General features: G+C 68.3%; 24 protein-coding genes. 19 read left to right on the plus strand and 5 right to left on the minus strand.

What is annotated here, in order from left to right; translation table 11 throughout:
* Positions 1-47: 47 nt before the first annotated feature.
* From CY658_RS14675 to CY658_RS14700, 6 genes are all read left to right on the plus strand, one after another.
* Complete coding sequence (locus tag CY658_RS14675; RefSeq protein WP_101490900.1) at positions 48-905, plus strand: hypothetical protein; 858 nt, start codon at positions 48-50, stop codon at positions 903-905.
* A gap of 62 nt (positions 906-967) precedes the next feature.
* Positions 968-2,923: an MFS transporter gene (locus CY658_RS14680; protein ID WP_101490901.1), complete on the plus strand. Its 1,956-nt coding sequence runs from the start codon at positions 968-970 to the stop codon at positions 2,921-2,923.
* A gap of 219 nt (positions 2,924-3,142) precedes the next feature.
* Complete coding sequence (locus tag CY658_RS14685) at positions 3,143-3,589, plus strand: hypothetical protein (protein ID WP_257884902.1); 447 nt, start codon at positions 3,143-3,145, stop codon at positions 3,587-3,589.
* Positions 3,586-4,389 carry a DUF2145 domain-containing protein gene (locus CY658_RS14690; RefSeq protein ID WP_101490903.1) on the plus strand — a complete coding sequence of 268 codons (804 nt, stop codon included), beginning with the start codon at positions 3,586-3,588 and terminating at the stop codon, positions 4,387-4,389. Before CY658_RS14685 ends, CY658_RS14690 begins: the two co-directional genes overlap by 4 nt.
* Positions 4,390-4,432: 43 nt before the next feature.
* Entirely contained in the window at positions 4,433-5,545 is a 1,113-nt protein-coding gene (locus CY658_RS14695) for a serine endopeptidase (RefSeq protein WP_101490904.1), read from the plus strand.
* Between the two features lie 91 nt (positions 5,546-5,636).
* Positions 5,637-6,014 (plus strand): DUF3597 domain-containing protein, encoded by a 378-nt coding sequence (locus CY658_RS14700; protein ID WP_015867813.1) that lies wholly within the window; start codon positions 5,637-5,639, stop codon positions 6,012-6,014.
* A gap of 72 nt (positions 6,015-6,086) precedes the next feature.
* Here CY658_RS14700 and CY658_RS14705 read toward each other — a convergent pair whose 3' ends face one another.
* The 3 genes from CY658_RS14705 to queA are packed head-to-tail and all read right to left on the minus strand — an operon-like array spanning position 6,087 to position 9,133.
* On the minus strand, positions 6,087-6,872 hold the full coding sequence (locus tag CY658_RS14705) for an SDR family NAD(P)-dependent oxidoreductase (RefSeq protein WP_101490905.1): 786 nt from the start codon (positions 6,870-6,872) through the stop codon (positions 6,087-6,089).
* A gap of 36 nt (positions 6,873-6,908) precedes the next feature.
* The gene (gene tgt, locus CY658_RS14710; RefSeq protein ID WP_101490906.1) at positions 6,909-8,081 is read right to left on the minus strand and encodes a tRNA guanosine(34) transglycosylase Tgt; all 1,173 of its coding nucleotides are present in this window, start codon (positions 8,079-8,081) and stop codon (positions 6,909-6,911) included.
* A gap of 8 nt (positions 8,082-8,089) precedes the next feature.
* Positions 8,090-9,133 carry a tRNA preQ1(34) S-adenosylmethionine ribosyltransferase-isomerase QueA gene (gene queA / locus CY658_RS14715; RefSeq protein ID WP_101490907.1) on the minus strand — a complete coding sequence of 348 codons (1,044 nt, stop codon included), beginning with the start codon at positions 9,131-9,133 and terminating at the stop codon, positions 8,090-8,092.
* Positions 9,134-9,270: 137 nt separating this feature from the next.
* Here queA and CY658_RS14720 point away from each other — a divergent pair, with 137 nt between their 5' ends.
* Genes CY658_RS14720 through recG form a run of 3 tightly spaced genes read left to right on the plus strand, consistent with a single transcriptional unit; the run spans position 9,271 to position 13,555 of the window.
* Positions 9,271-9,948, plus strand: coding sequence for a DUF4166 domain-containing protein (locus CY658_RS14720; protein WP_101490908.1), 678 nt, complete (start codon positions 9,271-9,273; stop codon positions 9,946-9,948).
* Entirely contained in the window at positions 9,945-11,435 is a 1,491-nt protein-coding gene (locus CY658_RS14725) for a TIGR01777 family oxidoreductase (RefSeq protein ID WP_101490909.1), read from the plus strand. Before CY658_RS14720 ends, CY658_RS14725 begins: the two co-directional genes overlap by 4 nt.
* Before the next feature lie 11 nt (positions 11,436-11,446).
* Complete coding sequence (gene recG / locus CY658_RS14730) at positions 11,447-13,555, plus strand: ATP-dependent DNA helicase RecG (protein WP_374221111.1); 2,109 nt, start codon at positions 11,447-11,449, stop codon at positions 13,553-13,555.
* A gap of 6 nt (positions 13,556-13,561) precedes the next feature.
* On the opposite strand, the gene CY658_RS14735 is transcribed toward recG, so the two are convergent.
* Positions 13,562-14,188, minus strand: coding sequence for a LysE family translocator (locus CY658_RS14735; RefSeq protein ID WP_101490911.1), 627 nt, complete (start codon positions 14,186-14,188; stop codon positions 13,562-13,564).
* 548 nt (positions 14,189-14,736) lie between these two features.
* Here CY658_RS14735 and CY658_RS14740 point away from each other — a divergent pair.
* From CY658_RS14740 to CY658_RS14760, 5 genes are all read left to right on the plus strand, one after another.
* Positions 14,737-16,164: a hypothetical protein gene (locus tag CY658_RS14740; RefSeq protein WP_257884869.1), complete on the plus strand. Its 1,428-nt coding sequence runs from the start codon at positions 14,737-14,739 to the stop codon at positions 16,162-16,164.
* 28 nt (positions 16,165-16,192) lie between these two features.
* Complete coding sequence (locus CY658_RS14745; RefSeq protein ID WP_225616844.1) at positions 16,193-16,453, plus strand: hypothetical protein; 261 nt, start codon at positions 16,193-16,195, stop codon at positions 16,451-16,453.
* Positions 16,454-16,567: 114 nt separating this feature from the next.
* Positions 16,568-17,548: a TRAP transporter substrate-binding protein gene (locus CY658_RS14750; RefSeq protein ID WP_257884870.1), complete on the plus strand. Its 981-nt coding sequence runs from the start codon at positions 16,568-16,570 to the stop codon at positions 17,546-17,548.
* A 6-nt stretch (positions 17,549-17,554) separates the two neighbouring features.
* Complete coding sequence (locus CY658_RS14755) at positions 17,555-18,088, plus strand: TRAP transporter small permease (protein ID WP_101490913.1); 534 nt, start codon at positions 17,555-17,557, stop codon at positions 18,086-18,088.
* A 9-nt stretch (positions 18,089-18,097) separates the two neighbouring features.
* Positions 18,098-19,411: a TRAP transporter large permease gene (locus CY658_RS14760; RefSeq protein ID WP_101490914.1), complete on the plus strand. Its 1,314-nt coding sequence runs from the start codon at positions 18,098-18,100 to the stop codon at positions 19,409-19,411.
* 37 nt (positions 19,412-19,448) lie between these two features.
* Here CY658_RS14760 and CY658_RS14765 read toward each other — a convergent pair whose 3' ends face one another.
* Positions 19,449-20,153, minus strand: a complete 705-nt coding sequence (locus CY658_RS14765) for a GntR family transcriptional regulator (protein WP_257884871.1) — start codon at positions 20,151-20,153, stop codon at positions 19,449-19,451.
* A gap of 284 nt (positions 20,154-20,437) precedes the next feature.
* On the opposite strand from CY658_RS14765, the gene CY658_RS14770 reads away from it, so the two are divergent.
* From CY658_RS14770 to CY658_RS14790, 5 genes are read left to right on the plus strand one after another with little or no spacing between them, the layout of a single operon-like run.
* The gene (locus tag CY658_RS14770) at positions 20,438-21,181 is read left to right on the plus strand and encodes a DUF969 domain-containing protein (protein WP_101490915.1); all 744 of its coding nucleotides are present in this window, start codon (positions 20,438-20,440) and stop codon (positions 21,179-21,181) included.
* 5 nt (positions 21,182-21,186) lie between these two features.
* Positions 21,187-22,143: a DUF979 domain-containing protein gene (locus CY658_RS14775; RefSeq protein ID WP_095747223.1), complete on the plus strand. Its 957-nt coding sequence runs from the start codon at positions 21,187-21,189 to the stop codon at positions 22,141-22,143.
* 10 nt (positions 22,144-22,153) lie between these two features.
* On the plus strand, positions 22,154-22,834 hold the full coding sequence (gene pcp, locus CY658_RS14780) for a pyroglutamyl-peptidase I (RefSeq protein ID WP_101490916.1): 681 nt from the start codon (positions 22,154-22,156) through the stop codon (positions 22,832-22,834).
* A 37-nt stretch (positions 22,835-22,871) separates the two neighbouring features.
* On the plus strand, positions 22,872-23,642 hold the full coding sequence (locus tag CY658_RS14785; RefSeq protein WP_101490917.1) for a LamB/YcsF family protein: 771 nt from the start codon (positions 22,872-22,874) through the stop codon (positions 23,640-23,642).
* An 8-nt stretch (positions 23,643-23,650) separates the two neighbouring features.
* Positions 23,651-25,240, plus strand: a complete 1,590-nt coding sequence (locus tag CY658_RS14790) for an urea amidolyase family protein (RefSeq protein WP_101491294.1) — start codon at positions 23,651-23,653, stop codon at positions 25,238-25,240.
* Positions 25,241-25,256 lie beyond the last annotated feature (16 nt).

Consider the following 25,256-nt stretch of genomic DNA (forward strand, 5'->3'; position numbering starts at 1 on the left):
GGCAACTAAATTCCACCCGCCAGACACCACCCCCACCGAGGAACGCCATGCTTTTGCCCACCCTGACACGCCGCGAACGCGGACTGTTGTTCACCTTCGCGCTGCTCTTGCTCGTCGCCTTCTTCGGCCCGGCGCTGCCCGCCGCCGACGTGGCGATTGCCGCGGTGTTCGCCGACAACCGGCCACTGCTGCACCTGCCCAACGCCATGGACGTGCTGAGCAACCTGCCGTTCCTGGTGATCGGCTGCCTGGGGCTGTACCGGCTCAACCGCATCGACCGTTCGCACCAGGAGGCGCTGGCCGGGTTCCCGCTGGCGCCGCCCGCCAACGATCCGCCCGACAACACGCTGGACTGCGCCTGGCTGTTCTTCGCCGGCCTGATCGCCACCGCCGCCGGCTCGGCCTTCTATCACCTGCTGCCCGACGCGCCCCGCCTCGCCGCCGACCGTGCCGGCATGGCCGTGGCCTTCGCGGGCCTCATCGGCATCGCCGTCTGCGAGCGCGTCAGCCAGCGCGCCGGCTGGCCCGCTGCCTGGTTCGTGCTCACGGCCGGCCTGCTGGCGGCCGAGGTCTGCCAGGAAACCGGCAACGTGCTGCCCTGGGCGCTGGTGCAGTTCGGTGGCATGGCGGTGGTGCTCACGCTGGCGCTGACCACGCCGATGCGCGGCGCCGTCGGGCTCAAGCTGGGCTGGGTGATCGCGTTCTACGTGGTGGCCAAAGCCTTCGAGCTGGGCGACCACGCCATCTACGAAGCCACCGGCCACCTCGTGTCGGGCCACACGCTCAAGCACCTGGTGGCGTCGATGGCCGGCCTGCCCGTGCTGATGGCGCTGTACCGCCTCGAAAAGGGCTGGCGCGCCACCCTGCTGCGGCACAATCCCGACCCTGCCGCCATCGCGGCATGACGCGGCCTGACCACGGGAACGCCGTGGCGCAGCGGTAGAAGACAAAGAGGAGATTGCATCGCATGACAACCCCCGCCGCCGCCGCACCCGCGCCCGTGGTTCATGAGGCCAACGCCCACGCCAACCAATTCGCGCTGCTCGGCCAGCGGCGCTTCGCACCCTTCTTCTGGACCCAGTTCGCGGGGGCCGCGAACGACAACCTCTTCAAGTTCGCCTTCACCGTCATGGTGACCTACCAGCTGCAACTGAGCTGGATGCCGCCGGCGATGGCGGGACTGGTGATCGGTGCGCTGTTCATCCTGCCCTTCTTGCTGTTCTCGGCCACGGCCGGGCAGCTGACCGACAAGTTCGACAAGACGAAGATGATCCGCTTCGTCAAGAACCTCGAGATCGCGATCATGGTGATCGCCGCCTGGGGCTTCGTGCGCGCCGACGCGGTGGTGCTGCTGGGCTGCGTGTTCCTCATGGGGCTGCACTCCACGCTGTTCGGGCCGGTCAAGTTCGCCTACCTGCCGCAGGTGCTCGATTCGCGCGAGCTCACGGGCGGCAACGGCATGGTCGAGATGGGCACCTTCGTCGCCATCCTGCTGGGCCAGGTGGCGGGCGGGTTGCTGGTGGCGATGCCGCAGATCGGCCACACCACGGTGGCCGTGGCCTGCCTGCTGCTCGCGCTGGTGGGGCGTGGCGTGGCGCAGGCCATTCCGCCCGCGCCGGCCACCGACCCGAGCCTGGTCATCAACTGGAACCCCTTCAGCGAAACCTGGCGCAACCTGATGCTGGCGCGCGAGAACATCGTGGTGTTTCGCTCGCTGCTCGGCATCTCGTGGATGTGGTTCTTCGGCGCGGTGTTCCTGAGCCAGTTCCCGAGCTTCGCGAAGGAAGTGCTGCACGGCGACGAGCAGGTCGCGTCGCTGCTGCTGGTGGTGTTCTCGGTGGGCATCGGCGTGGGCTCGCTGCTGTGCGAGACGCTGAGCCGCCGTCAGGTCGAGATCGGCCTCGTGCCGCTGGGCGCCATCGGCATGAGCGTGTTCGCGATCGACCTGTACTTTGCCTCGCGCGCCTTGCCGCCTTCGGCCGGCATGGGCCTGGGCGCCTTCGTGCATCAGGCCGCGCACTGGCGCGTGATGGCCGACCTCGCGCTGCTGTCGCTCTTCGCGGGCCTGTACAGCGTGCCGATGTACGCACTGATCCAGTTGCGCAGCCAGCCCACGCACCGCGCGCGGATCATCGCGGCGAACAACATCCTCAACGCGCTCTTCATGATCGGCAGCTCGGTGCTGGCGGGCGCGCTGCTGGGCGCGGGCTTCACCATTCCGCAGATCTTTTTGTTCACCGGCATCGCCAACGCGGTGGTGGCGTTCTACATCTTCATGCTGGTGCCCGAGTACCTGCTGCGCTTCGTGGCCTGGGTGCTGTCGCGCTTCGTGTACCGCTTCGACATCAAGGACGACCAGCACATTCCCACCGAGGGCGCCGCCGTGCTGGTGTGCAACCACGTGAGCTTCATCGACGCCGTGCTGCTGATGGCCGCGAGCCCACGCCCCATCCGCTTCATCATGGACCACCGCATCTTCAAGGTGCCGGTGCTCGGCTGGCTGTTCAAGCTGGCCAAGGCCATTCCGATCGCGCCGCAGAAGGAAGACCCGGCCGCGTACGAGGCGGCCTTTGCAAAAGCCATCGGCGTGCTGCGCGAGGGCGACCTGCTCGCGATCTTCCCCGAAGGCGCGATCACGCGCGATGGCGAGCTGCAGCCCTTCAAGGGCGGCGTGATGAAGATCCTCGAGGGCGCGCGCGCCGAAGGCATCGAGCCGCCGGTGATCCCGATGGCGCTGACCAATCTCTGGGGCTCGTACTTCAGCCGCATCGAGTTGCGCGGCGGCCACCAGGTCGCCATGGCCAAGCCGTTCCGCCGCGGTTTCTTCAGCCGCGTGGGCCTGCGCGTCGGCCACCCCGTGCCGCCGCAGGAGGTGCAGCCCGAGACGCTGCGCCAGCGCGTGGCCGGCCTGCTGGCCTCCTGACGCGCGCGGCGCGGGGGGGCGGAAGTATCTCGTCGGGATACTGCGGGACGCCAGCGCCGCAACTGGTTGAAGTATCCGAGCCCCGCGGCGTGAAGGCGAACCATCATTCGCTCACCTTCACTGCGCCGCGAGGCCTTCATGCAACCCCTCTCTTCCCCCACCGTTTCGATCATCCCGCGCAGCCTGCCGGCGTCGCGCAAGACCACCCTGACGCAGTCGATGGCCGCCCTGGCCTTCGCCGCTTGCGCCGCATTCGCGGGTGTGGCGACGCCGCTGCCCGCGCAGGCCCAGAGCGAGGCCTCGACCGCGCTGTCGCTGCTGCCCGTGGCCTCGGTGGTCGGTGCTGCGTCTGTCGTCGGTGCATCGGCCACCGCGGTGGTGGCCGTGCCCGCGGCGCTCTCGGTGGGCGGTTCGGTGCTCACGGTGATCGCGGTCGAGGCCTCGGTCGACGGCACCGTCTACCTGCTCGAACGCGCCTCGGACGGCGCTCGCGCCAGCGTCAAGGTGATGGGGCGCGCCACCCGCGGCGTGTCGGTGGTTGCCGGCACGGCCGTGGTCGTCAGCGTGATCGGCACGGGTGTCGTGCTCTCGGCCGCCGGCGAGGTGCTGGCCTTCGTGCCCAACGCGGTCGGCCGCGCTCTGCTCCACAACGAAAGACTGTCGTGAAACCCGCCGTGCGCCCTGCGCTGCTGCTGCTGGCGTTCGCCATCGCAGCGGTGCTGCCGCTGCAGGCGAACGCCGGCCGCTCGTGCGAACAGGTCAAGCCGACGCCGGCGCTGATCGTCAAGGGCATGCAGCTGGCCGAGCGCACGTCGCAACAGCTCGATGCGAGCGGCGCGCGCGTCGTCATCCTGGCCCGTGCCGGGCAGGACCTGAGCAAGTACGGCCTGCGCTATTCGCACCTGGGCATCGCCTACAAGACCGACGAAGGTCCGTGGCGCGTGGTGCACAAGCTCAACCACTGCGGCACGGCGGTGGCCGCGGTCTACCGGCAGGGGCTGGGCGAGTTCTTTCTCGACGACCTGTGGCGCTACGAGGCCGCCTGGTCCGTGCCCACGCCTGCGGTGCAGGCGCAGCTGCTGGCCGCGGTGCGCGAGCCCGATGCGCGCCTCGTGCGCCTGAACGTGGCGCCCTACAGCATCGTGAGCTACGCCTGGGGCCAGAAGTACCAGCAGTCGAACCAGTGGGCGCTCGAAACCTTGGCCGCCGCGATGGAGCCCGCCACCATCGGCACCCGTGCGCAGGCGCAGGCCTGGCTGCAGTTCAAGGGCTACGAGCCGACCACGCTGACCCTCGGCCCGCTGACCCGCCTGGGCGGGCGCGTGGGCTCGGCCAACATCGCTTTTGACGATCATCCGAACGAGAAGCGGTTTTCGGACCGCATCGAGACCGTGACCGTCGACTCGGTGTTCACCTGGCTGCCGCGCGCGGGGCTGGGTGCGGCGCCGGTCACACTCAAGCTCTGAGCAAAGACAAGCAGCGAAGAAAAGAAAGAACGAAGGAAAGACCATGAGCAAATCCCTGCGCCTGTCCGAGAAGTGGTTCCGCCGCGGCCTGTGGCTGGTGGCGTTCGTGTTCGCGAGCTTCCTGATCGGGCTGGGCAGCACGATCGTGGGCGACCTGCCGCAGGTCGAGCGCGTGCGCGTGCTCGACGACTTCATCGACAAGCCGGCGGCCGAGCCGCTGCGCGCCACCATCAAGGCGTCTGAAAAGGCCGAGGAGCAGGCCGCGCGCGACCTCGACCAGGCGCAGCTGCAGCTCAACACGGCGCAGCAGGCCAGCGCCAACGCGCGCGAGACCTTCGGCAACTGGATCGCCACGCGCCGCGCCACCGCGCAGCCCGACCAGGACACCGAGCTCATCGCGCGCACCAAGGCGCTCGACGCCTTCAAGCAGAAGGAAGACGCGGCGCAGCGCAAGGCCGATGCCCAGCGCCAGATTGCGCTCGACGCGCGCCAGGCCGAGCAGCGTGCGCGCGAAGCCTTGAGCGTGCTGGAGCACGCCGCGCAAGAGCGCCTGGACGCCGAATACCGCCGCATCGAACTGCGCGTGTTCGCCTACCGGCTCGCGCTGACCCTGCCGCTGCTGCTGGTGGCCGGCTGGCTGTTCGTGAAGAAGCGCAAGAGCACCTACTGGCCCTTCGTGTGGGGCTTCATCTTCTTCGCGCTGTTTGCCTTCTTCGTCGAGCTGGTGCCCTACCTGCCGAGCTACGGCGGCTATGTGCGCTACGTGGTGGGCATCGTGCTCACGGTGCTGGTGGGGCGCTACGCGATCATTGCGCTCAACCGCTACCTGGCGCGCCAGAAGCTCGCTGAACAGCAGCCCGACCAGGTGCGCCGCGAAGAGCTGAGCTACGACGTGGCGCTGGCGCGTTTGGGCAAGAGCGTGTGCCCCGGCTGCGAACGACCGGTCGACCTGAAGAACAACGAGATCGACTTCTGCCCGCACTGCGGCATCGGCCTGTTCGACCACTGCGGCCACTGCAGCACGCGCAAGAGCGCGTTCTCCAAGTTCTGCCACGCCTGCGGAACCGCCGCGGCCGCAACGCAGGCGCCGCACACACCTGTGACCGGCACTGCGCAATCGGTCACGCCGGGCACGCCGGTTCAGCCGGCCACGTAGCGAAAGCGCCGCACGGTCGTGCTACAACCCCGGGCTGCGACACGCAACGCCGTGCCGCGGGTTTTCCCATTCACATTGACGGAGCACACCCATGAGCATTTTCGGCAAGATTTTTTCCAAGATTTTTCCGTCGGCCAACGCCGCTGAAGTCGTCGCCGCACCGCCGGCGGCTGCACCCGGCGCGCCGGCCGCTGTCGCACCGCCGCCTGCGATCCCGCTGGGCGACGTGCCCGCCGTCCTGGACGCGATGCCTGGTGCCGCCGGCCTGAACTGGCGCACCTCGATCGTCGACCTGCTCAAGTTGCTGGGCCTGGACAGCAGCCTCGCCGCGCGCAAGGAACTGGCCAGCGAAATTCTCTACAGCAACGGCGAACCGGGTTCGGCCGAATGGAACATCGGCCTGCACAAGCAGGTGATGACCCGCATCGCCGCCAATGGCGGCACGCTGCCCGCCGAACTGCGCGACTGATCCGTCCCGCCACCCACGCAGCAAAAAGCCCGGCATGCCGGGCTTTTTCTTTGGGGCGACCGTTGAAGCGCTTCAGGTCCAGCCTGCGTCCACCACGTAGTCCTGGGCCGTGCACATGCGCGAATCGTCGGCCGCGAGGAACAGCGCCATCGCGGCAATGTCCTCCGCCATCACGCGGCCCGGCAGGCATTGCGCCGCGTCGATTTCCGCGCCCGACTCGGGCTTCACCCACAGCTGGATCTGCCGCTCGGTCATCACCCAGCCCGGCATGATCGTGTTGACCCGGATGTTCTGCTTGCCCAGGTCTCGCGCCAGCGAGCGCGTGAGGCCGATCACGCCCGCCTTGCAGGCTTGGTAGACCGGGTAGCCGCGGCCCTTCATGAGCCAGCTGATCGAGCCGAAGTTGATGATCGAGCCGCCGCCCAGCGCGCGCATGTCGTCGGCCACCGCTTGCGCGGCAAAGAACTGGTGCTTGAAGTTGACGGCCACGAGGCGGTCGAAGTCGTCGCTCGTCACGTCGGCCAATTCGTGGCGCCGGTCGTTGGCTGCGTTGTTCAGCAGCACCGACACCGGCCCGAAGCGCTGGCGCACCGCGTCGATGGCAGCGGCGAGCGCGGCCGTGTCGGTCACGTCGCAGGGCACGAACAGCGCGGGGTGCGCGCCCTGCAGCTGCGCGGCGAGCGCGCTGCCGGCGGCGGTGTCGAGGTCGCAGAAGCCGACCTTGGCGCCTTGTGCATGAAAGGCCCGCACCAGCGATTCGCCGATGCCGCTGGCGCCGCCCGAGATGAACACGGTGCGGCCGGCCAGCGAGGGGTAGCGGGCGGTGTAGACAGAAGCAGGAGCAGCGGCGGATGTCATGGCCGCAAGCCTACCCGAACACCGCCGCGCCGGTTGTCAGACGCCGCGTGCGCGGTCGGCCTTGAACTGCGCGCGGAACGCCGTGAAGGTGCCCGCGTCGAGCGCCGCGCGGATCTCCGTCATCAGGTTCAGGTAGTAGTGCAGGTTGTGGATCGTGCACAGCATCGGGCCGAGCATTTCGCCGCAGCGATCGAGGTGGTGCAGGTAGGCGCGGCTGAAGCCTTCGCGCCCGCCGTCGTTCCAGCTCACGCCCGAGGTGCCCGCGCAGGCATGGCAGGTGCAGCTCGGGTCGACCGGCTGTGGGTCGCTCTTGTGGCGCGCGTTGCGCATCTTCAGGTCGCCGAAGCGCGTGAACATCGTGCCGTTGCGCGCATTGCGCGTGGGCATCACGCAGTCGAACATGTCGACGCCGTCGGCCACGCCCTGCACCAGGTCTTCGGGCGTGCCCACGCCCATCAGGTAGCGCGGCTTGTTCGCGGGCAGCCGGTGCGGCGTGTGGCCCATGATGTGCAGCATCTCTTCCTTGGGCTCGCCCACGCTCACGCCGCCGATGGCGTAGCCGGGAAAGTCCATGTCGACCAGCGCGGCCAGCGACTCTTCGCGCAGGTTCTCGAACATGCCGCCCTGCACGATGCCGAACAGCGCGTTGGGGTTTTCGAGCCGCGCGAATTCCGTCTGACAGCGCTTGGCCCAGCGCAGGCTCAGCTCCATCGAGATGCGCGCCTCGGCCTCGGTCGTGATGTGGCCCTTGGTGTCGTAGGGCGTGCACTCGTCGAACTGCATCACGATGTCGCTGTTCAGGATGGTCTGGATCTGCATCGAGACCTCGGGCGTGAGGAACAGCTTGTCGCCGTTGACGGGCGACGCGAACTTCACGCCCTCTTCGCTGATCTTGCGCATCGCGCCCAGCGACCACACCTGGAAGCCGCCCGAGTCGGTGAGGATGGGCTTGTTCCATTTCTCGAACTGGTGCAGCCCGCCGAAGCTCGCCATGACGTCCAGGCCCGGGCGCATCCACAGGTGGAAGGTGTTGCCCAGGATGATCTGCGCACCCATCTCTTCGAGGCTGCGCGGCATCACGCCCTTGACCGTGCCGTAGGTGCCCACGGGCATGAAGATCGGCGTCTGGACCTTGCCGTGGTTGAGGGTGAGCGTGGCGCGGCGCGCGTGGCTGTCGGGGTCGGTCTTGAGGAGTTCGAAGTTCAGCATGATGTCGTTCAGTCCTGGGTCCGTGCGAGCAGCATGGCGTCGCCGTAGCTGAAGAAGCGGTATTGATGGGCAATGGCGTGGGAATACAGCGCCATCACGTGCTCATAACCCGCGAAGGCCGAGACCAGCATCATCAGCGTGCTCTTCGGCAAATGGAAGTTGGTCACCAGCACATCGACATGTGCGAAGGTGAAGCCCGGCGTGATGAAGATGCGCGTGTCGCCCGTGGCCTCGCCGCTTTTCGCCCACGACTCGAGCGTGCGCACCGTGGTCGTGCCCACGGCAACCACGCGCCCGCCGCGTGCCTTGCATTCGGCAATGGCGCGCTGCGTGGCCTCGGGCACTTCGTAGCGCTCGGCGTGCATCGTGTGCTCGGCGATGTTCTCGGTCTTCACCGGCTGGAAGGTGCCGGCGCCCACGTGCAGCGTGACGCTGGCGCGCTGCACGCCGCGCGCTTCGAGTTCGGCCAGCAGGCCTTCGTCGAAATGCAGCGCAGCCGTGGGCGCGGCCACCGCGCCGGGCACGCGTGCGAACACGGTCTGGTAGCGGCTCTCGTCGTCGGCCGAGTCGGTGTGCGTGATGTAGGGCGGCAGCGGCACGTGGCCGCAGCGCTGCATCAGCGCGTAGGGGTCTTCGCCGGCGTCGCTCTCGAAGCCGAAGCGGAACAGCGCGCCGTCTTCCTCGGGCCAGCGGCCGAGCAGCGTGGCGCGGAAGCCGCCGACCATCTCGAGCGTGGTGCCGATGGGCGGCTTCTTGCTGACCTTCATGTGTGCCACGACCTCGTGGCCCTGCAGCACGCGCTCGACCAGCAGCTCGAGCTTGCCGCCGGTCGGCTTCTCGCCGAACAGGCGCGCCTTGACCACGCGCGTGTCGTTGAAGACCAGCAGGTCGCCCGCGCGCAGCAGCGAGGGCAGTGCTTTGAAGATGCGGTCGACCGGGGCGTCGCCGGTGCCGTCGAGCAGACGGGAGGCAGTGCGTTCGATGGCCGGGTGTTGGGCCACCAGCTCGGGCGGCAGATGGAAATCGAAATCGGAAAGCGTGAAGGCGCGCATGGTGCTTGAGGGCCGGACGGGCCCGTGCCAAGGAGGCATGGGAAAGGGAAAAAGGCGGAGAGCGGCGATTGTCCCATGGCCCGGAATCACGGGCGCCGCTCGGGGTTGGCCCGGGGTTGCCGAGGCAGAATCGACGCATGGTCGATTCCTTTGTCGCGCGCGTCACGCCAGCCCCTGCCCCTCCTTCCGAAGGCGAGCTCTTCAAGAAGATCCTGGGCGGCGCCTGGATGGGCCTGCACCCCGACATCCGTCGGCGCTTCGACAAGAACCCTCTGCCGGGCAAGGCGCTGCATTACCTGGGCGCGCTCAGCGAGCTGCGCTGCTCGCGCTTCGGCAAGCTGCTGGGGCACCTCACGCAGCCGATGATCCAGGGCGCGCTGATCCCCTACAGCGACAGCCACTTCCCGGTCGAGATCCAGGTCTACGCCCGGCCCGACGACCCGGCCATCTACAAGCAGCGCATCTACCGCCTCCATGGCCGCCAACCCATCCAGTTCACCAGTTTCATGCGCGAGAGCGAACGCGGCGAGGTGCTGGAGTACGTGGGCATGGGGCTGGGCATGAAGCTGGTGCTGAGCGTGGAAGCCAACGGCAGCCTGCATTTCCAGAGCGACGGCTATTTCTGGGAGCTGTTCGGCTGGCGCATTCCGTTGCCGGGCCTGCTCACGCCGGGCAAGACTTTTCTCTGGCACCACAACGAGACGCCCGAGCGCTTCAACATCCGCATCGAGATCCGCCACTGCCTCATGGGCACCACCTTCACGCAGGTCGGCGTGTTCGAAGAAGTGCCGGAGCCGCAGGCGGTGTCCGCATGATCGACACGCACCTGCTGGCCCTGCAGCTCATGGCGGCGCAGGGCGCGCTGGGCGCCTTCGACACGCTCTACCACCACGAAGGCACAGAAGCCCTGCCGCGCCGCGGCACGGCGGGGCGCGAGCTGGCGATCCATGCCACGCGCTCGTCGATCTATTGCGCGCTGTTCCTCGGCCTGTCGGCGTGGGCCTGGCACGGCGCGTGGGCGTGGGTGTTGCTCGCAGTGTTCGGCATCGAGATCGTGCTCACGCTGTGGGACTTCGTGGTCGAAGACGGCAGCCGTCTGCTGCCGCCCACCGAACGCGTGACGCACACGGTGCTGGCCATCAACGCCGGTGCGTTCATCGCGCTGCTGGCGATGAGCGCGGTCGGCTGGGCAGACCAACCGACGGCGATGGTGTGGCAGCCGCACGGCTGGCTCAGCGCCTTCCTGGCGCTGTGCGGCGTGGGCGTGGGCATCTCGGGGCTGCGCGACGGCTTTGCGGCACGCGCCCTGTTCAAGCAGCAGAAGCAGGCGCAGGTACGCGCCGTCGAGGCGCCGGTGCGCTTCGGCACCCAGCCGCAGCAGGTGCTGGTGACGGGCGGCACCGGCTTCATCGGCCAGATCCTTGTGCGCCACCTGCTGGCCGACGGCCACGCGGTGACGGTGTGGACGCGCGACGCGCGCGGCGCCGCCTGGGGCTTCGGCGGCGCGGTGCGCTGCGTGCAATCGCTCGACCAGATTCCCGCCGCGGACGCCATCGATGTGGTCGTCAACCTCGCGGGCGCCCGCATCCTCGGCCAGCGCTGGAGCGCACGGCGCCAGCAGCAGCTGCTGCAAAGCCGCGAAGGCTTGACGCAGCAGCTCGTCGCATGGATCGCGGCGCGCCCGCGCAAGCCGTGGCTGCTGCTCTCGGGCTCCGCCATCGGCTACTACGGCGTGCAGCCGCAGGGCGACACCACCGAGCTCGCCGAAGACGCGCCGCCGCAAAACATCTTCATGTCGACGCTGTGCCAGCGCTGGGAGCGGGCCGCGCACGCGGCCGTGGCGCACGGCGTTCGCGTGGCCTGCCTGCGCTTCGGCTTCGTGCTGGGCCACCAGGGCTCGCTGCCGCAGCTGCTGATGCCGGTGCAGCTGGGCATGGGCGGGCGCCTGGGCAGCGGGCGGCAGTGGCTGTCGTGGGTGCATGTGCACGACCTGATTCGCGCCATCGCGCATGTGTGGACCGTGACCGAATCTGCCACCGACCCCGTCGCCGCGCAGGCCTTCAACGTCACCGCGCCGGGCGCGCTGGGCCAGGAGGCCTTCACCCGCGTCGCCGCCAGTGTGCTGCACCGCCCCTGCTGGATGCCCACGCCCGCCGCGCCCGTGAAGCTGCTGCTGGGCGAGCAGGCCGACCTGCTGCTCGAAGGCCAGCGTGTGGTGCCGGCGCAGCTGCTGCGCACCGGCTTCCAGTTCATGTTCCCCGACGCCCGCAGCGCCTTGACGGACCTTTGCCGTCCACGCTAGAAGCCTTGTCCGTGCCCGCCAAGAAAGAACCGATTCCCCCCGCCGCACCGGCGCAACCGCCCGGCACCGGCCTGAGCCTCGTGCAGCGCGCGCTGCGCAAGCTCGGTCTCGTGCGCGACATCGACTTCGCGCTCTACCTGCCGATGCGCTACGAAGACGAGACGCGCATCGTGCGCCTGGCCGACACGCGCGACGGCGACATGGCGCAGGTCGAGGGCGTGGTCACCGAGTGCGAGGTGGTGTTCCGCCCGCGCCGCCAGCTCATCGCCACCATCGACGACGGCAGCGACACCTGCCAGCTGCGCTTCTTCAACTTCTATCCGTCGCAGCAGAAGCAGCTCGCGGTGGGCGCCAAGGTGCGCGTGCGCGGCGAGATGCGCGGCGGTTTCGTGGGGCGGCAGATCATGCACCCGACCGTCAAGGCGGCCGGAACGGTGCTGCCCAATGCGCTCACGCCGGTGTACTCGACCGTGGCCGGGCTCGCGCAGCCGGTGCTGCGGCGCGAGGTGCGCTCGGGCCTGGCGCGCGCGCTGCTCGACGAGACGATTCCGGTGCAGATCGGCCTGCGCGGCGCGTGGGATTTGCGCAGCGCGCTGAGCTTCCTGCACTACCCGACGCCCGACGTGTCGATCGCCGCGCTCGAAGACCACAGCCACCCGGCGTGGCAGCGCATCAAGGCCGAGGAGCTTCTGGCGCAGCAGCTCTCGCAGCTGCAGGCACGGCTGGAGCGCGCGGCGCAGCGTGCGCCGGTGCTGCCTTCGTCCGCCGAACCGGTGGCGAGTTCGCTGCACGCGCAACTGCTCGCCGTGCTCCCCTTCGGCCTCACCGGCGCGCAGCAGCGCGTGGGCGAGGAGATCACGGCCGACCTGCACCGCCAGATTCCGATGCACCGCCTGCTGCAGGGTGACGTGGGCTCGGGCAAGACCGTGGTGGCTGCGCTGGCGGCGGCGCGTGCCATCGACGCGGGTTTCCAGTGCGCGCTGATGGCGCCCACCGAAATCCTCGCGGCCCAGCACTTCGGCAAGCTGGTCGGCTGGCTCGATCCGCTGCTGGCCGAACGCGGCCTGCGCGTAGCGTGGCTTACGGGCAGTCAGAAGAAGAAGGAACGCGACGAGATGTCGGCCGCCGTCGAGAGCGGCGAGGCCGCGCTGGTCATCGGCACGCACGCGGTCATCTCGGAGAAGGTGCGCTTCAAGAAGCTCGCACTGGCCATCATCGACGAGCAGCACCGCTTCGGCGTCGCGCAGCGCCTCGCGCTGCGCGGCAAGGCCGGCGGTGACCTCGAGCCCCACTTGCTGATGATGAGCGCCACGCCGATCCCGCGCACGCTCGCGATGAGCTACTACGCCGACCTTGACGTTTCCACGCTCGACGAGCTGCCGCCGGGCCGCACGCCCATCGTCACCAAGCTGGTGGCCGACCACCGGCGCGACGAGGTCATCGACCGCATCCAGGCGCAGATTGCGCAGGGCCGGCAGGTCTACTGGGTCTGTCCGCTGATCGAGGAGAGCGAGGCGGTCGACCTGCGCAACGCCACCGAGACGCGCGACGAACTCGCCGGCACGCTCGGCGACCACATCCACGTCGGCCTGCTGCATTCGCGCATGCCCACGGCCGAGAAGCAGGCGGTGATGGCGGCCTTCACTGCGAACGAAATCCAGGTGCTCGTGAGCACCACGGTGATCGAAGTGGGCGTCGACGTGCCCAACGCCTCGCTCATGGTGATCGAGCATGCCGAGCGCTTCGGCCTCTCGCAGCTGCACCAGCTGCGCGGGCGCGTGGGGCGCGGCGCGGCGGCCTCGGCCTGCGTGCTGCTCTATGCGCCGGGCGATAGCGGCCGGGTGGGCGAGGCGGCGCGTGCGCGGCTCAAGGCCATGGCCGAAACCGGCGACGGTTTCGAGATCGCGCGACGCGACCTCGAGATTCGCGGGCCCGGCGAATTTCTGGGCGCGCGCCAGTCAGGCGCGCCGCTGCTGCGCTTTGCCGACCTCGCGACCGACACGCTGCTGCTCGACTGGGCGCGCGAGCTCGCGCCGGTGATGCTGCAGAAGCACCCCGAGCTGGCGCAACGCCACATCGATCGCTGGCTCGGCACCAAGGCCGAGTACCTCAAGGCCTGAGGTCGATCAAGCCGGCCGGCGCGTGAAGGCCAGGATCAAGCCGAAGCCGACCATCATGCTGCCGCTGATGCGGTTGAACCAGCGCATGGCGCGGCTGCCGTTGGCCAGCCGGCGCATGCGCGCGCCGAGCAGCGCATAGAGCGCAATCGCGACCAGCTCGAACACGAGGAAGGTCACGCCCAGCAGCAGGTAGCTCGACGCGTACGCGCCGGGCACCACGAACTGCGGGAAGAAGGCGGTGAACACCAGGATGGCCTTCGGGTTGCCGGCCGCCACGGTGAACTCCTGGCGCACCAGCGCACGCATCGACGGCGGCGCAGCCTCGTGCGCCCCCACTTCGGCGGTGGGCGCCGGCGCGCGCAGCAGCCGGATGCCGATCCACACGAGGTACGCGGCGCCGATGTACTTGATGACATCGAAGGCCAACTCTGAAGCCACCAGCACCGCGCCCATGCCCAGGCCCGCGATGGCGATCATGACCGCGAAGGCCACGAGCCGGCCGCTCGCCGCGATCACCGCGGGAGACACGCCGTGCTTCGCGCCGTTGGTGACCGACAGCAGGTTGTTGGGGCCGAACGCCATGTTGATGGCGAAGCAGGCGGGGAGGAACAGCAGGTAGGCGGACAGGGTCATGGCGCATCCGGCGGCGGGTGTGGCGGGGTGACCATTATTTCAGCAGTCCGGGGTGGCGCGCCGCGCTGCCTGCGGTGCTCGTTTGCCCTCGCGCACACCCCACGAATCACGGAGACACGCGCCGTTCGGCGTTGGCAAGCGCGTCGTTCATCTCGCGGGTTTGCACCAATTTCATGGCGAATATGGTGGGGCATCATCCGTTTAATTGTTCAACAAAACATCAATTCAAGCTCAACCAAGATCGAACGGTTGAGACCAAGATCGATGCTCCTGTTGACCAATTTCCGAGGCTCACGGCAACCGGCCGCGAGGCTTTCCTGGTCTGCACATCACATTCATGGGAGCGATTCGTCATGGCAAGCGACTTTCATCCGAGCCCCTCTGCGGGGGACGACTGCGAAGCGAGGGACGCGGTAGGCGTCCCGCAGGGCGGCGTCTCCTGGCGTCGGAATGCACTGGGGCTGGGTATCTGCGCGGCGGTACTGGCGGGATGCGGTGGCGGTGGCGGCGGCGGAGGTGGCGGGCCTGACCCGGCCACCGTTGCGGCCATGGCAGCAGCAATCGCCGCTGCCAACGCACCACCGCCCGCACCGCCCCCCACGACGAATCCCCCACCACCCGCGCCGCCGGCGATCCAGGCCAAGTGCGCGATGGACACCGGTGTCGCGGCCTCGTACGAAGAGCAGCGCCTGCCCAACAAGCTCAGCGCCAGCGATGCGGCGAGCTTCTCGCAGCAGCTGTTGCAGGACAGCGGCTTCGACAAGTTCGGGCCGGCGTTCGCGCTCAAGCTGTGCAAGGATGGCCTGGCCGGCGCGTCGAGCTACGACGCGGCCGTGGTCCTGCTGAAGGCCGAGGGTCAGCAGCTGTGGCAGGCTGCGGTGGACCGGGTGCAGGGCCGCAAGGTCGAGGGCAGCCTGCCGCAGAGCGACGACCGCATGCTGTACTGGGCGCGTCTGACCATGACGCTTGCGCTGCGCCAGTGGAAGCCCGACTTCCCGCTCGACGACGCACAGCGCGCCGCGCTGGAGAACGAATTCGAGCGTGCGTCGCGCGGCCAGTACGCGATCGACTTCCCGGAAGGCGCGGGCCACAAGCGCATCCTGGTCAGCGGCTTCGATCCCTTCACGCTGGGCACGCCGGGCGTCCACGACAACCCGAACATCCGCATCGGCAATCCCTCGGGCGCGACCATCCTCTCGCTGGACGGCAACACCGTGGCGCTGGGCGACGGCACCACGGCAGTCATCCGCACCTTCATCCTGCCCGTGAACTACCCGCCTTTCCTGCAGGGCATGCAGGAAGACACGCTGGGGCCGTGGTTCAAGCCCGGGCCCAAGCGGGTGGACGCATCCATCTCGATGAGCCAGGGCGGTGGGGCCTTCCACCTGGAGCACTTCAACGGCCGCTACCACCTGGCCAGCATCCCGGGCAACGACAACGTCTGGCCCGCCTGCATGGACGGCGACAGGTTTCCGTCGGTGCTCGACTGCGACATCTATCCGCCGGAGCGCTGGCTCGGCTTCCTGCCGCGGCCCTGGGCCAAGGAGACGCCGCCGCAGTTCACGGTGTCGACGCTGCCGTTCCAGGCCATGATCGACGCGAAGACCGGCGAGGGCGTCATCAACCGCGACACCGAAACGCCGGGCGGCTGGAGCGTGATTCGGCGCGACACCTACAACGTGCAGCCGTGCAAGAAAGACGCGCTGGGCCCGCTGGACAACAACTGCGCCCGCACGGGCGGCGGCGGCAACTACCTCTCCAATGCCAGCGCGTACCGCAACACGCTGCTGCGCGACACCTTCAAGCTGAACATTCCCGCCGGCCACATCCACACGCCGGTCATGACGCGCTTCGGCGCGGGCAGCGACGGCAAGATCACGGATGCAACCTTCGAGGGCTTCCGCGACTCCATCGTGGCCCAGGGCCGCAACCTGGTGATCGCGATGGCAAAGACCCTGTCGGCGCCGGCACCCTGACAACGTTGCATCACAAGAAGGCATGGACATGAAACACCAACTCTTCATCGGCATCGTCGGCCTGGCGCTGTCGGGCGCGGCCCTGGCGCAACCCACCGAGAGCTTCTACCTGATGCGCAACAAGGTCAGCGGTAAGGCCGTCTGCGCGCAGCATCCGATCAGCCCCGACTGGGTGCGCGAGGCCGGCCCCTTCAAGGACCAGGACTGCAAGGTCGCGGACAAGCCCGAGCCCCGGCGCTCCGACCTGCCGGCCAGCCCGCTCGAGCTGGCCCCCAAGAAGAAGGAATAGCCGGTCCGGCCCCCTGGGCCGTCGGCACCACGGCGTGCATGCACTGCACGCCGTGGCTTTGCCTTGCGCATTCGTTTCCTCTCTCTTTCTTTTTTCTTCTTCCGGAGCGTTCCCATGCGAAATCCCTACGCGCACGCCGTCGTCACCGCCTTCGCAGGCCTGGCCTTCTCCCTCGGCGCCCACGCCCAGACCAAGTGGGATCTGGCCAATGCCTACCCCGCGACCAATTACCACACCGAGAACATCACGCAGTTCGCCAAGGACGTGGACGCAGCCACCGGCGGCAAGCTGAAGATCACGGTGCACGCCAATGCGTCGCTGTTCAAGGCGCCCGAGATCAAGCGCGCTGTGCAAAGCGGCCAGGCTCAAGCCGGCGAGATCCTGCTGGCCAACTACGCCAACGAAAACCCGATCTATGCACTGGACGGCGTGCCCTTCCTGGCCACCACGTACCCTGAAGCCCGCAAGCTCTACGACGCCTCCAAGCCCGCGATGGACAAGCTGCTCGCCGCCCAGGGCATCAAGGTGCTGTTCGTGGTGCCCTGGGCACCGCAGGGCATCTATTCCAAGAAAGAGGTCGCCTCGGTGGCCGATCTGCGCGGCATCAAGTGGCGCGCCTACAGCCCGGCCACGGCCAAGATCGCCGAACTCATCGGTGCGCAGCCGGTGCAGATCCAGCAGGCCGAACTCAGCGCCGCGATGGCCACGGGCGTGATCGAGAGCTACATGAGCTCGGGCTCGACCGGCTACGACACCAAGACCTTCGAGCACATCAAGAACTTCTACGACACGCAGGCCTGGATTCCGAAGAACGCGATTCTTGTGAATGCCAAGGCGTTCGATGCGTTGGATGCGACCACCAAGGCCGCCGTCGCCAAGGCCGCCGCCGACGCCGAAGCGCGCGGCTGGAAGGTCGCGCAGGAGAAGAACGACGACTACAAGCGCCTGCTGGCCGAGCGCGGCATGAAGGTGCGCAAGCCTTCGCCCAAGCTGGACGCCGACCTGCGCCAGGTCGGCGCCACCATGCAGGTGGACTGGCTCAAGGCCGCCGGTGCCGATGGCGCAGCCATCGTCGACAGCTACAAGAAGAAGTAAGCAGTCATGCGCCGCTTCCTCGACCGTCTGTATGACGGTGCGGGCGCCCTGGGTGCGTCCTGCGTCTTCCTGATCTTCGTGCTGATGATCGTGGCGGGCGTGGGCCGTCAGATGAACTGGCACGTGAGCGGGCTCAACGACATCGTCTCCTGGCTGTGCGCCGCTGCGGCCTTCTTTGCGATGGCGCATGCCTTCCGGCATGGCGACTTCGTTCGCGTGACGCTGCTGCTGGACGCCGTGCCGCCGAAGGTGCGGCGTGTGCTGGACGTGATGTGCCTGCTGATCGCGGCGGTGTCGGTGGCTTACCTGACCTACTGGGCCACCAGCTTCACGTACGAGAGCTACGAGTTCGCGGAGATGGCCACAGGGTTGGTGGTCATTCCGATCTGGATTCCGCAGTCCGCCTTCGTGATCGGCTGCTGGCTGCTCTTGATCGCCATGCTCGATGAGCTGGTGGGCGTGGTGCGCGGCGAGAAGCCGAGCTACCAGCGGGCCATCGAAGAGCGGCACGCAGCCGGCGATTTTTCCTCCGACCTCTGAACGCACGCCATGCTCGAAACCCTGCTCATGGGCGCGCTCTTGCTCGCCATCATGCTTCTGCTGCTCGCCGGTGGCGTCTGGATCGCCATGACCCTGGCCATCGTCGGCTGGGTCGGCCAGGCCTTCTTCACCAACACGCTGCCCGGCAAGAACCTGTTCTCGGCCTTCTGGGAAAGCAACGCGAGCTGGGAGCTGGCCGCGCTGCCTCTGTTCATCTGGATGGGCGAGATCCTCTTCAGAACCAAGCTCAGCGAAGAGATGTTCGAAGGCCTGCGCCCCTGGCTCAACCGCGTGCCCGGCCGGCTGATGCACACCACCATCCTCGGCTGCGGCGTGTTCGGTTCGGTCTCGGGCTCGTCGGCCGCCACCTGCGCGACCATCGCCAAAGTGGCACTGCCCGAACTCAAGCGCCGCGGCTATGACGAGAAGCTGGCCATCGGCTCGCTGGCCACGGCCGGCACGCTGGGCATCCTGATCCCGCCGTCGATCACGATGGTGGTGTATGCCGTGGCGGCCGACGCTTCCATCATCCGCATCTTCCTGGCCGGCTTCCTGCCGGGCTTTTTGCTGATGCTGCTGTTCTCGGGCTACATCGCATGGTGGAGCCTGCGCCATCCGGACAAGGTACCGCCGGCCGACCCGCCCACCACCTTCATGCAGAAGATCCGGCTGTCGGGCAACCTCATTCCCTGCGCGCTGCTGATCGTGTTCATCGTCTGGGTGCTGGTGGCGGGCTGGGCCACGGCCACCGAGTGCGCGGCCTTCGGGGTGCTCGGCTCGCTGGCGATTGCGGCCTACGGACGCAGCCTCACGTGGAAGAACTTCAAGGACGGCATCATGGGCGCCACGCGCACCAGTTGCATGATCATGTTCATCCTGGCCGGCGCGGCCTTTCTCACCAAGACCATGGCCTTCACCGGCATCCCGCGCGAGCTGGCCGAGTGGGTCGACAGCATGCACCTGTCGCCCTATGCACTGATCGGCGCGCTGGTGGTGGTGTACCTGGTGCTGGGCACGGCGCTGGACGGCATCTCGATGATCGTGCTGACCAGCGCCGTGGTGCTGCCGATGATCCAGAAGGCAGGCTTCGACCTGGTCTGGTTCGGCATCTTCGTGGTGCTGCTGGTCGAGATCGCCGAGGTCACGCCGCCCGTGGGCTTCAACCTGTTCGTGCTGCAGAACATGACAGGCAAGGACAGCAACGTGATCGCCAAGGCAGCGATTCCTTTCTTCTTCTGCCTCGTGCTGTGCATCGCGCTGGTCACGCTGTTCCCCAGCATCGTGACGTTCCTGCCCGACCTGATGATGGGCAAGGAGCGCTAGCGCGGCAGCCCGCGCCGCGCGGCGCGGGCTGGTTCAACTAGTTGTCGAGCCCGCCGTCCGGCATCTGCCGCGCATACACCGCCAGCACGATGCGCTCGGAGTGGATGAGGTAGTCGTTCAGCGCCGCCGAGCCTTCGGCGAACTTGCCGGCCTCGATGAGTTCGAGCAGCTTCGTGTTCATGTCCACGTAGGGCGCGTGCAAAAACTCCGGGTCTTTCAGCAGCCCGAAGGCCAACCGCAGCTCGACCAGGATGTGGGCGAACAGCACATTGAGCCGCTCGCTGTCGGCCAGCTCGACGATGCCCTTGTGGAACTCCATGTTGGCCGTGCCCACGCCCAGCCAGTCGCCGGCGTCGCGGCATTTCAGCGCCATCTCGACCGCCTCGCGCATGTGCTTCTTGGCGGGGTGGCGCGGGTAGGCCTGCGCCAGCGCCTGGCACTCGATGAGCCGGCGCACGCGGTAGATGTCGATGATCGACGCGATGCTCGGCACAGCCACGAACACGCCGCGGTTCGGCGCGTGCTTGAGCAGGCCTTCCTTGGTCAGCGTGCGGAACACCTCGCGCAGGGTGTTGCGCGAAATCTCCAGGTTGTCGGCCAGCGCGGCCTCCGACAGCCGCTGCCCCGGCGAAAACTCGCCCTTCACGATCTTCTGGCGAATCAGCTCGGCCACGCGGTCGTTGAGCGTGAGCGCGCCGGCGGCCGGCGAGGCGGGGGAAGTGGGGGAATCCAGTCGGGTCATGCCGGTCGGTCGGAGGGGAAAAGGGAGGGGCGCAGCGAGCCTGCGTTGTAACAGACAGCCCCCGCGGCCACGCCGAGCCGTGCACCGAAATGCGCCCGTTTCAGGGTTTTCATGGGGGTATCCAAGCACTGTTGTTGGGCACACTACATTAAATTGTTCAACAACTTGTTTGAAATGAGTGATTCATAAGAAATGAATTGCTCATTCATTGGCATGAGGTTTGCATCAATCGACCGCACCGGTGCCCAAGCGCCGGTGTTTTGCATTGCAACGAAAGACCAACCATGACACCTGAAGTCCCCCTGTGGCCGCTGATCGGCGTGGCCGTGATCATTGCGGGGTTCATCCTGCGCTTCAATCCGATGCTGGTCGTGATCGTCACGGCCATCGTGACGGCGTTTGCCGCGGGCTTCAGCCCGATGGCGATCCTCACGGCCATCGGCACCGGCTTCATCAAGACGCGCAACTTGCCGCTGATCATTCTTCTGCCGCTGGCGGTGATCGGCCTGCTGGAGCGCCACGGCCTGCGCCAGCACGCGCAGAACTGGATCAGCCGCATCAAGTCGGCCACCGCCGGCCGCCTGCTGATCGTCTACCTCGCCGCGCGCGAACTCACGGCGGCCATGGGCCTGACCAGCCTGGGCGGCCATCCGCAGATGGTGCGTCCGCTGCTCGCGCCGATGGCCGAAGGCGCCACCGAAACGCGCTACGGCAAGCTGCCCGACCGCATCCGCCACAAGCTGCGCGCTTACGCCGCGGCCACCGACAACGTGGGCCTGTTCTTCGGCGAAGACATCTTCGTGGCCTTCGGCGCCATCGTGCTCATGACCACCTTCCTGCACGAAGCGGGCATCGACGTGGAGCCGCTGCACATCGCGATGTGGGGCATTCCGACGGCCATTGCCGCTTTCATCATCCACGCCTGGCGCCTGCGCCGGCTCGACCAGGCGCTGGCCCGTGAGCTGGGCGGCGCGGCGGATGCCGATGCACCCGTTGCCACCGCCGTGCCCGCCAAGGAAGGACGCTGAACATCATGATTCTCTCGATCCAGCACCTGTACCTTCTGGTCGGCTTCATCCTCGCCGTCACGGCCGTGATGACGCTGGCCGACCGCCAGCACCCCAAGCGCTACACCAGCGCGCTCTTCTGGGGCATCTATGCGCTGGTCTTCCTCGTCGGCGACAAGCTGCCGCCCGCGCTGGTCGGCGTCGGTGCGATCGGCATGGCCGTCATTGCCGGCCTGCGCGGCGTCGGCGCGGGCAAGCACCGCGAGCCCACCCCCGAGCAATACCAGGCCAGTGCCACGCGCCTGGGCAACAAGCTGTTCATTCCCGCACTGGCGATTCCGCTGGTCACCGTGATCGGCACCGTGGGCATGAGCCACATCAAGCTCGGCGGCACGCTGCTGCTCGACCCCAAGAACACCACGCTGGTGAGCCTGGGCATCGGCTGCGTGGTGGCGCTGGCGCTGGCCTGCTGGCTGACGCGCGAGACGCCCGTGCAGGGCATGCGCGAGTCGCGCCGCCTGACCGACGCGCTCGGCTGGGCCGTGGTGCTGCCGCAGATGCTCGGCATGCTGGGCCTGGTGTTCTCCGACGCCGGCGTGGGCAAGGCGGTGGCGCACATCACCACCAGCTACATCAACATGGACATCCGCTTCGTCGCCGTCGCGGTGTACGTGCTGGGCATGGCGCTGTTCACCATCATCATGGGCAACGGCTTCGCGGCCTTCCCGGTGATGACGGGCGGCGTCGGCGTGCCGGTGCTGGTGGGCGTGTACCACGGCGACCCGGCCGTGATGGCGGCCATCGGCATGTTCTCGGGCTACTGCGGCACGCTCATGACGCCGATGGCGGCCAACTTCAACATCGTGCCCGCGGCCCTGCTGGAGCTGCCCGACAAGAACGCGGTGATCAAGGTGCAGATACCGACCGCGGCCGCGCTGCTGGTGGTCAACATCTTCCTGCTGTACTTCCTGATGTTCCGCTGAGGCACCGCGCATGACGATCGCCACCACCGATGCGAAGGCACGCCGCGTGCTACTCGCGGGCTTCGAGCCCTTCGAGAACGACCCGGTCAACCCCGCCTGGGAAATTGCCCGCGCGCTCGACGGCTGGGCCTGCGAAGGCGCCGTGGTGCAGGCGGTGCAACTGCCCTGCGTGTTCGGCCGCGCCATCGACACGCTCGACGCCGCATTGATCGGCTCGCCCCTGCAGCTGGTGCTGTGCATCGGCGCGGCGGGTGGGCGCACCGAAATCTCGATGGAGCGCGCCGCGCTGAACATCGACGACGCGCGCATTCCCGACAACGCCGGACAGCAGCCCATCGACCTGCCCGTGGTCAAGGACGGCCCGGCGGCCTACTTCTCGACGCTGCCGATCAAGGCCATGGTGCGCGACATGCGCGCGGCGGGCCTGCCTGCGGCCGTGTCGAACAGCGCCGGCACCTTCGTGTGCAACCACATCTTCTACGCGCTGATGCACCGGCTCGCCACGCGCCCGGCGCTGGCGCACACGCGCGGCGGCTTCGTCCACGTGCCCTACCTGCCCGAGCAGGCGTCCTCGAAGCCCGGCGTGGCGAGCATGGCATTGGCCGCGCAGGTGGAGGCCTTCCGCGTGGCGATCCGCACCGCGCTCACCGTGCGCCACGACGTGCGCGAAACCGCCGGCCAGCTGCATTGAACCCAGGGCGTGCACGCAAGCACGCCGGAGACCCCCGATGAACATCGACTTGAACAGTGACCTCGGCGAGAGCCTCGGCGTCTGGCGCATGGGCGACGACGCCGCCATGCTCGACATCGTCAGCAGCGCCAACGTGGCCTGCGGCTTCCACGCCGGCGACCCCGCGGGCATCCTGCGCACACTGCGCCAGGCGAAGGAACGCGGCGTTGCCGTGGGCGCCCACGTGGCCTACCGCGACCTCGTCGGCTTCGGCCGCCGCAACATGGACGTCGACAGCGCCGACCTGCGCGCCGACGTGATCTACCAGATCGGCGCATTGAAGGGCCTGGCCGCCGCGGCCGGCACCGAGGTGCGCTACGTGAAGCCGCACGGCGCGCTGTACAACACCATCGCGCACGACGAGCGCCAGGCGCGCGACGTGATCGCCGCCCTCCGCGAGATCGATTCCAGCCTGGTCCTCGTCGCGCTCGCGGGCTCGCCGCTCGTGGGTTGGGCCGAGGCGCAGGGCCTGCGCGTGGTGGCCGAAGCCTTTGCAGACCGCGCCTACACGCCGCAAGGCACGCTGGTGTCGCGCCGCGAACCCGGTGCCGTGCAGCACGACGCGAACGACGTGGCCGAGCGCATGCTGCGGTTGGCGAACGAAGGCACCGTCACCGCCATCGACGGCAGCGTGGTGCGCATCCGCGCCGATTCGATTTGTGTGCATGGCGACAGCCCCGGCGCGGTCGAGATGGCGCGCCGCGTGCGCGAGCGGCTCGTGCAAGCCGGTGTGACGATCCGCCCCTTCACCGAGGCAGCGACCGCATGACGACGTCGATGCACTTTCTGCCCGTCAACCTGAACGCGGTGCTGGTCGAACTCGACGACCTGGCGCAGACGCTCGCGCTGCTGGCCTCGCTGCGCGCCGAGCCCATCGCCGGCATCGAAGAGCTGGTGCCCGCCGCGCGCACGATCCTCATCACCTTCCGGCCCGCCGTGCTGTCGGCGGCAGCGCTGGCGCATGCCGTGCGCCTGCGAAAGCTCGACGCCCGCGAGACGCGCGTCGACAAGCGCATCGAGATTCCCGTGCGCTACGACGGCGAAGACATCGCCGAAGTGGTCGGCCTGCTCGGCATCACGCCCGACGAGCTGGTGCGCCGCCACACCGGCAGCGACTACACCGTCGCCTTCACCGGCTTCGCGCCCGGCTTCGCCTACCTGAGCGGCGGCCACCCGAGTCTGAACGTGCCGCGCCGCGCCGTGCCACGCACCCGCATCCCCGCAGGCGCCGTCGGGCTCGCGGGCAGCTTCAGCGGTGTGTACCCGCAGGCCAGCCCCGGCGGCTGGCAGATCATCGGCGTGACGGACACACCGATGTGGGACCTGTCGCGCGAGACGCCGGCGCTGCTGCAGCCTGGTGACACGGTGCGCTTTGTGGATGCCACGTCATTGAAGGTGGCACTGCCTGTGGTCGAGAAAGCTGTCGCCGCACCAGCATCTGCTGCCATCGAAGGCGGCTGCGCACTCGAAGTTCGCGCCACTGGTTTGCAAGCGCTGTGGCAGGACGGCGGTCGCCATGGCCAAGCGCGGCAGGGCGTGTCCGCCTCCGGTGCGATGGACCAGCGCTCGCTGCAGGCAGCCAATCGACTGGTCGGCAATGCGTCGGATGCCGCGTGCCTCGAGCTGGCCTACGGCGGCTTCCAGTTCGTCTGCCGCGGCGACGCCGTGATCGCTATCACCGGCGCCGACGGCCCGCTCACGCTGACCCGCGCCGATGGCGCGCAATGGCCGCTGTCGCATTACCAGCCCGTTGCGCTGGCCGACGGCGACACCGTCACCTTCGGCGAACCGGTCGCCGGCATCCGCAGCTACCTGTCTGTGCGCGGTGGCTTTGCCGTGGCGGCCGTGCTCGGCAGTTGCGCGACCGACACGCTGGCCCGCATCGGCCCGCCCGCCGTGGTGGCGGGCGATGTACTGGCCGTGCGCGCCGTTGCCATCGGCGCCGTCGTCGGTGCCACCGAAGCGCCGCCGTCCGACCTGCCCACCGTGCAGGACGAAGTCGTGCTCGACATCGTGCTCGGCCCGCGCACCGACTGGTTCACTGTCGACGCCGTCGAGCGCCTGTGCAGCCAGCCGTGGGTGGTGACGCCGCAGTCCAACCGCGTCGGCATCCGGCTGAATGGTGAAGCGCCGCTCGTGCGTGCGAACACCGCCGAGCTGCCCAGCGAGGGCACGGCGCGCGGCTCGATCCAGGTGCCGCCCAGCGGCCAGCCTGTGCTGTTCCTGGCCGACCACCCGCTCACCGGCGGCTACCCCGTGATCGCGTCGGTCGCCACCCACCACCTGGACCGTGCGGGGCAGATCCCCGTGAACGCCCGCGTCCGCTTCCAACCGATGGCTGGCCAGCATGGCCCCATCGACCTTTGAGATCGAGAGTCCTGCG

Source organism: Variovorax sp. RO1 (assembly GCF_002849325.1).
In the GTDB taxonomy this organism is placed as follows: Bacteria; Pseudomonadota; Gammaproteobacteria; order Burkholderiales; family Burkholderiaceae_C; genus Variovorax.

What these genes read in the sequence shown, in the direction of transcription:
- CY658_RS14675 (WP_101490900.1), top strand. Translation starts at nt 48, where the DNA reads ATGCTTTTGCCCACCCTGACACGCCGCGAACGCGGACTGTTGTTCACC.
- CY658_RS14680 (WP_101490901.1), top strand. Translation starts at nt 968, where the DNA reads ATGACAACCCCCGCCGCCGCCGCACCCGCGCCCGTGGTTCATGAGGCC.
- CY658_RS14685 (WP_257884902.1), top strand. Translation starts at nt 3,143, where the DNA reads ATGGCCGCCCTGGCCTTCGCCGCTTGCGCCGCATTCGCGGGTGTGGCG.
- CY658_RS14695 (WP_101490904.1), top strand. Translation starts at nt 4,433, where the DNA reads ATGAGCAAATCCCTGCGCCTGTCCGAGAAGTGGTTCCGCCGCGGCCTG.
- CY658_RS14700 (WP_015867813.1), top strand. Translation starts at nt 5,637, where the DNA reads ATGAGCATTTTCGGCAAGATTTTTTCCAAGATTTTTCCGTCGGCCAAC.
- CY658_RS14705 (WP_101490905.1), bottom strand. Translation starts at nt 6,872, where the DNA reads ATGACATCCGCCGCTGCTCCTGCTTCTGTCTACACCGCCCGCTACCCC.
- tgt (WP_101490906.1), bottom strand. Translation starts at nt 8,081, where the DNA reads ATGCTGAACTTCGAACTCCTCAAGACCGACCCCGACAGCCACGCGCGC.
- queA (WP_101490907.1), bottom strand. Translation starts at nt 9,133, where the DNA reads ATGCGCGCCTTCACGCTTTCCGATTTCGATTTCCATCTGCCGCCCGAG.
- CY658_RS14720 (WP_101490908.1), top strand. Translation starts at nt 9,271, where the DNA reads ATGGTCGATTCCTTTGTCGCGCGCGTCACGCCAGCCCCTGCCCCTCCT.
- CY658_RS14725 (WP_101490909.1), top strand. Translation starts at nt 9,945, where the DNA reads ATGATCGACACGCACCTGCTGGCCCTGCAGCTCATGGCGGCGCAGGGC.
- CY658_RS14735 (WP_101490911.1), bottom strand. Translation starts at nt 14,188, where the DNA reads ATGACCCTGTCCGCCTACCTGCTGTTCCTCCCCGCCTGCTTCGCCATC.
- CY658_RS14740 (WP_257884869.1), top strand. Translation starts at nt 14,737, where the DNA reads ATGGCAGCAGCAATCGCCGCTGCCAACGCACCACCGCCCGCACCGCCC.
- CY658_RS14745 (WP_225616844.1), top strand. Translation starts at nt 16,193, where the DNA reads ATGAAACACCAACTCTTCATCGGCATCGTCGGCCTGGCGCTGTCGGGC.
- CY658_RS14750 (WP_257884870.1), top strand. Translation starts at nt 16,568, where the DNA reads ATGCGAAATCCCTACGCGCACGCCGTCGTCACCGCCTTCGCAGGCCTG.
- CY658_RS14755 (WP_101490913.1), top strand. Translation starts at nt 17,555, where the DNA reads ATGCGCCGCTTCCTCGACCGTCTGTATGACGGTGCGGGCGCCCTGGGT.
- CY658_RS14760 (WP_101490914.1), top strand. Translation starts at nt 18,098, where the DNA reads ATGCTCGAAACCCTGCTCATGGGCGCGCTCTTGCTCGCCATCATGCTT.
- CY658_RS14765 (WP_257884871.1), bottom strand. Translation starts at nt 20,153, where the DNA reads ATGACCCGACTGGATTCCCCCACTTCCCCCGCCTCGCCGGCCGCCGGC.
- CY658_RS14770 (WP_101490915.1), top strand. Translation starts at nt 20,438, where the DNA reads ATGACACCTGAAGTCCCCCTGTGGCCGCTGATCGGCGTGGCCGTGATC.
- CY658_RS14775 (WP_095747223.1), top strand. Translation starts at nt 21,187, where the DNA reads ATGATTCTCTCGATCCAGCACCTGTACCTTCTGGTCGGCTTCATCCTC.
- pcp (WP_101490916.1), top strand. Translation starts at nt 22,154, where the DNA reads ATGACGATCGCCACCACCGATGCGAAGGCACGCCGCGTGCTACTCGCG.
- CY658_RS14785 (WP_101490917.1), top strand. Translation starts at nt 22,872, where the DNA reads ATGAACATCGACTTGAACAGTGACCTCGGCGAGAGCCTCGGCGTCTGG.
- CY658_RS14790 (WP_101491294.1), top strand. Translation starts at nt 23,651, where the DNA reads ATGCACTTTCTGCCCGTCAACCTGAACGCGGTGCTGGTCGAACTCGAC.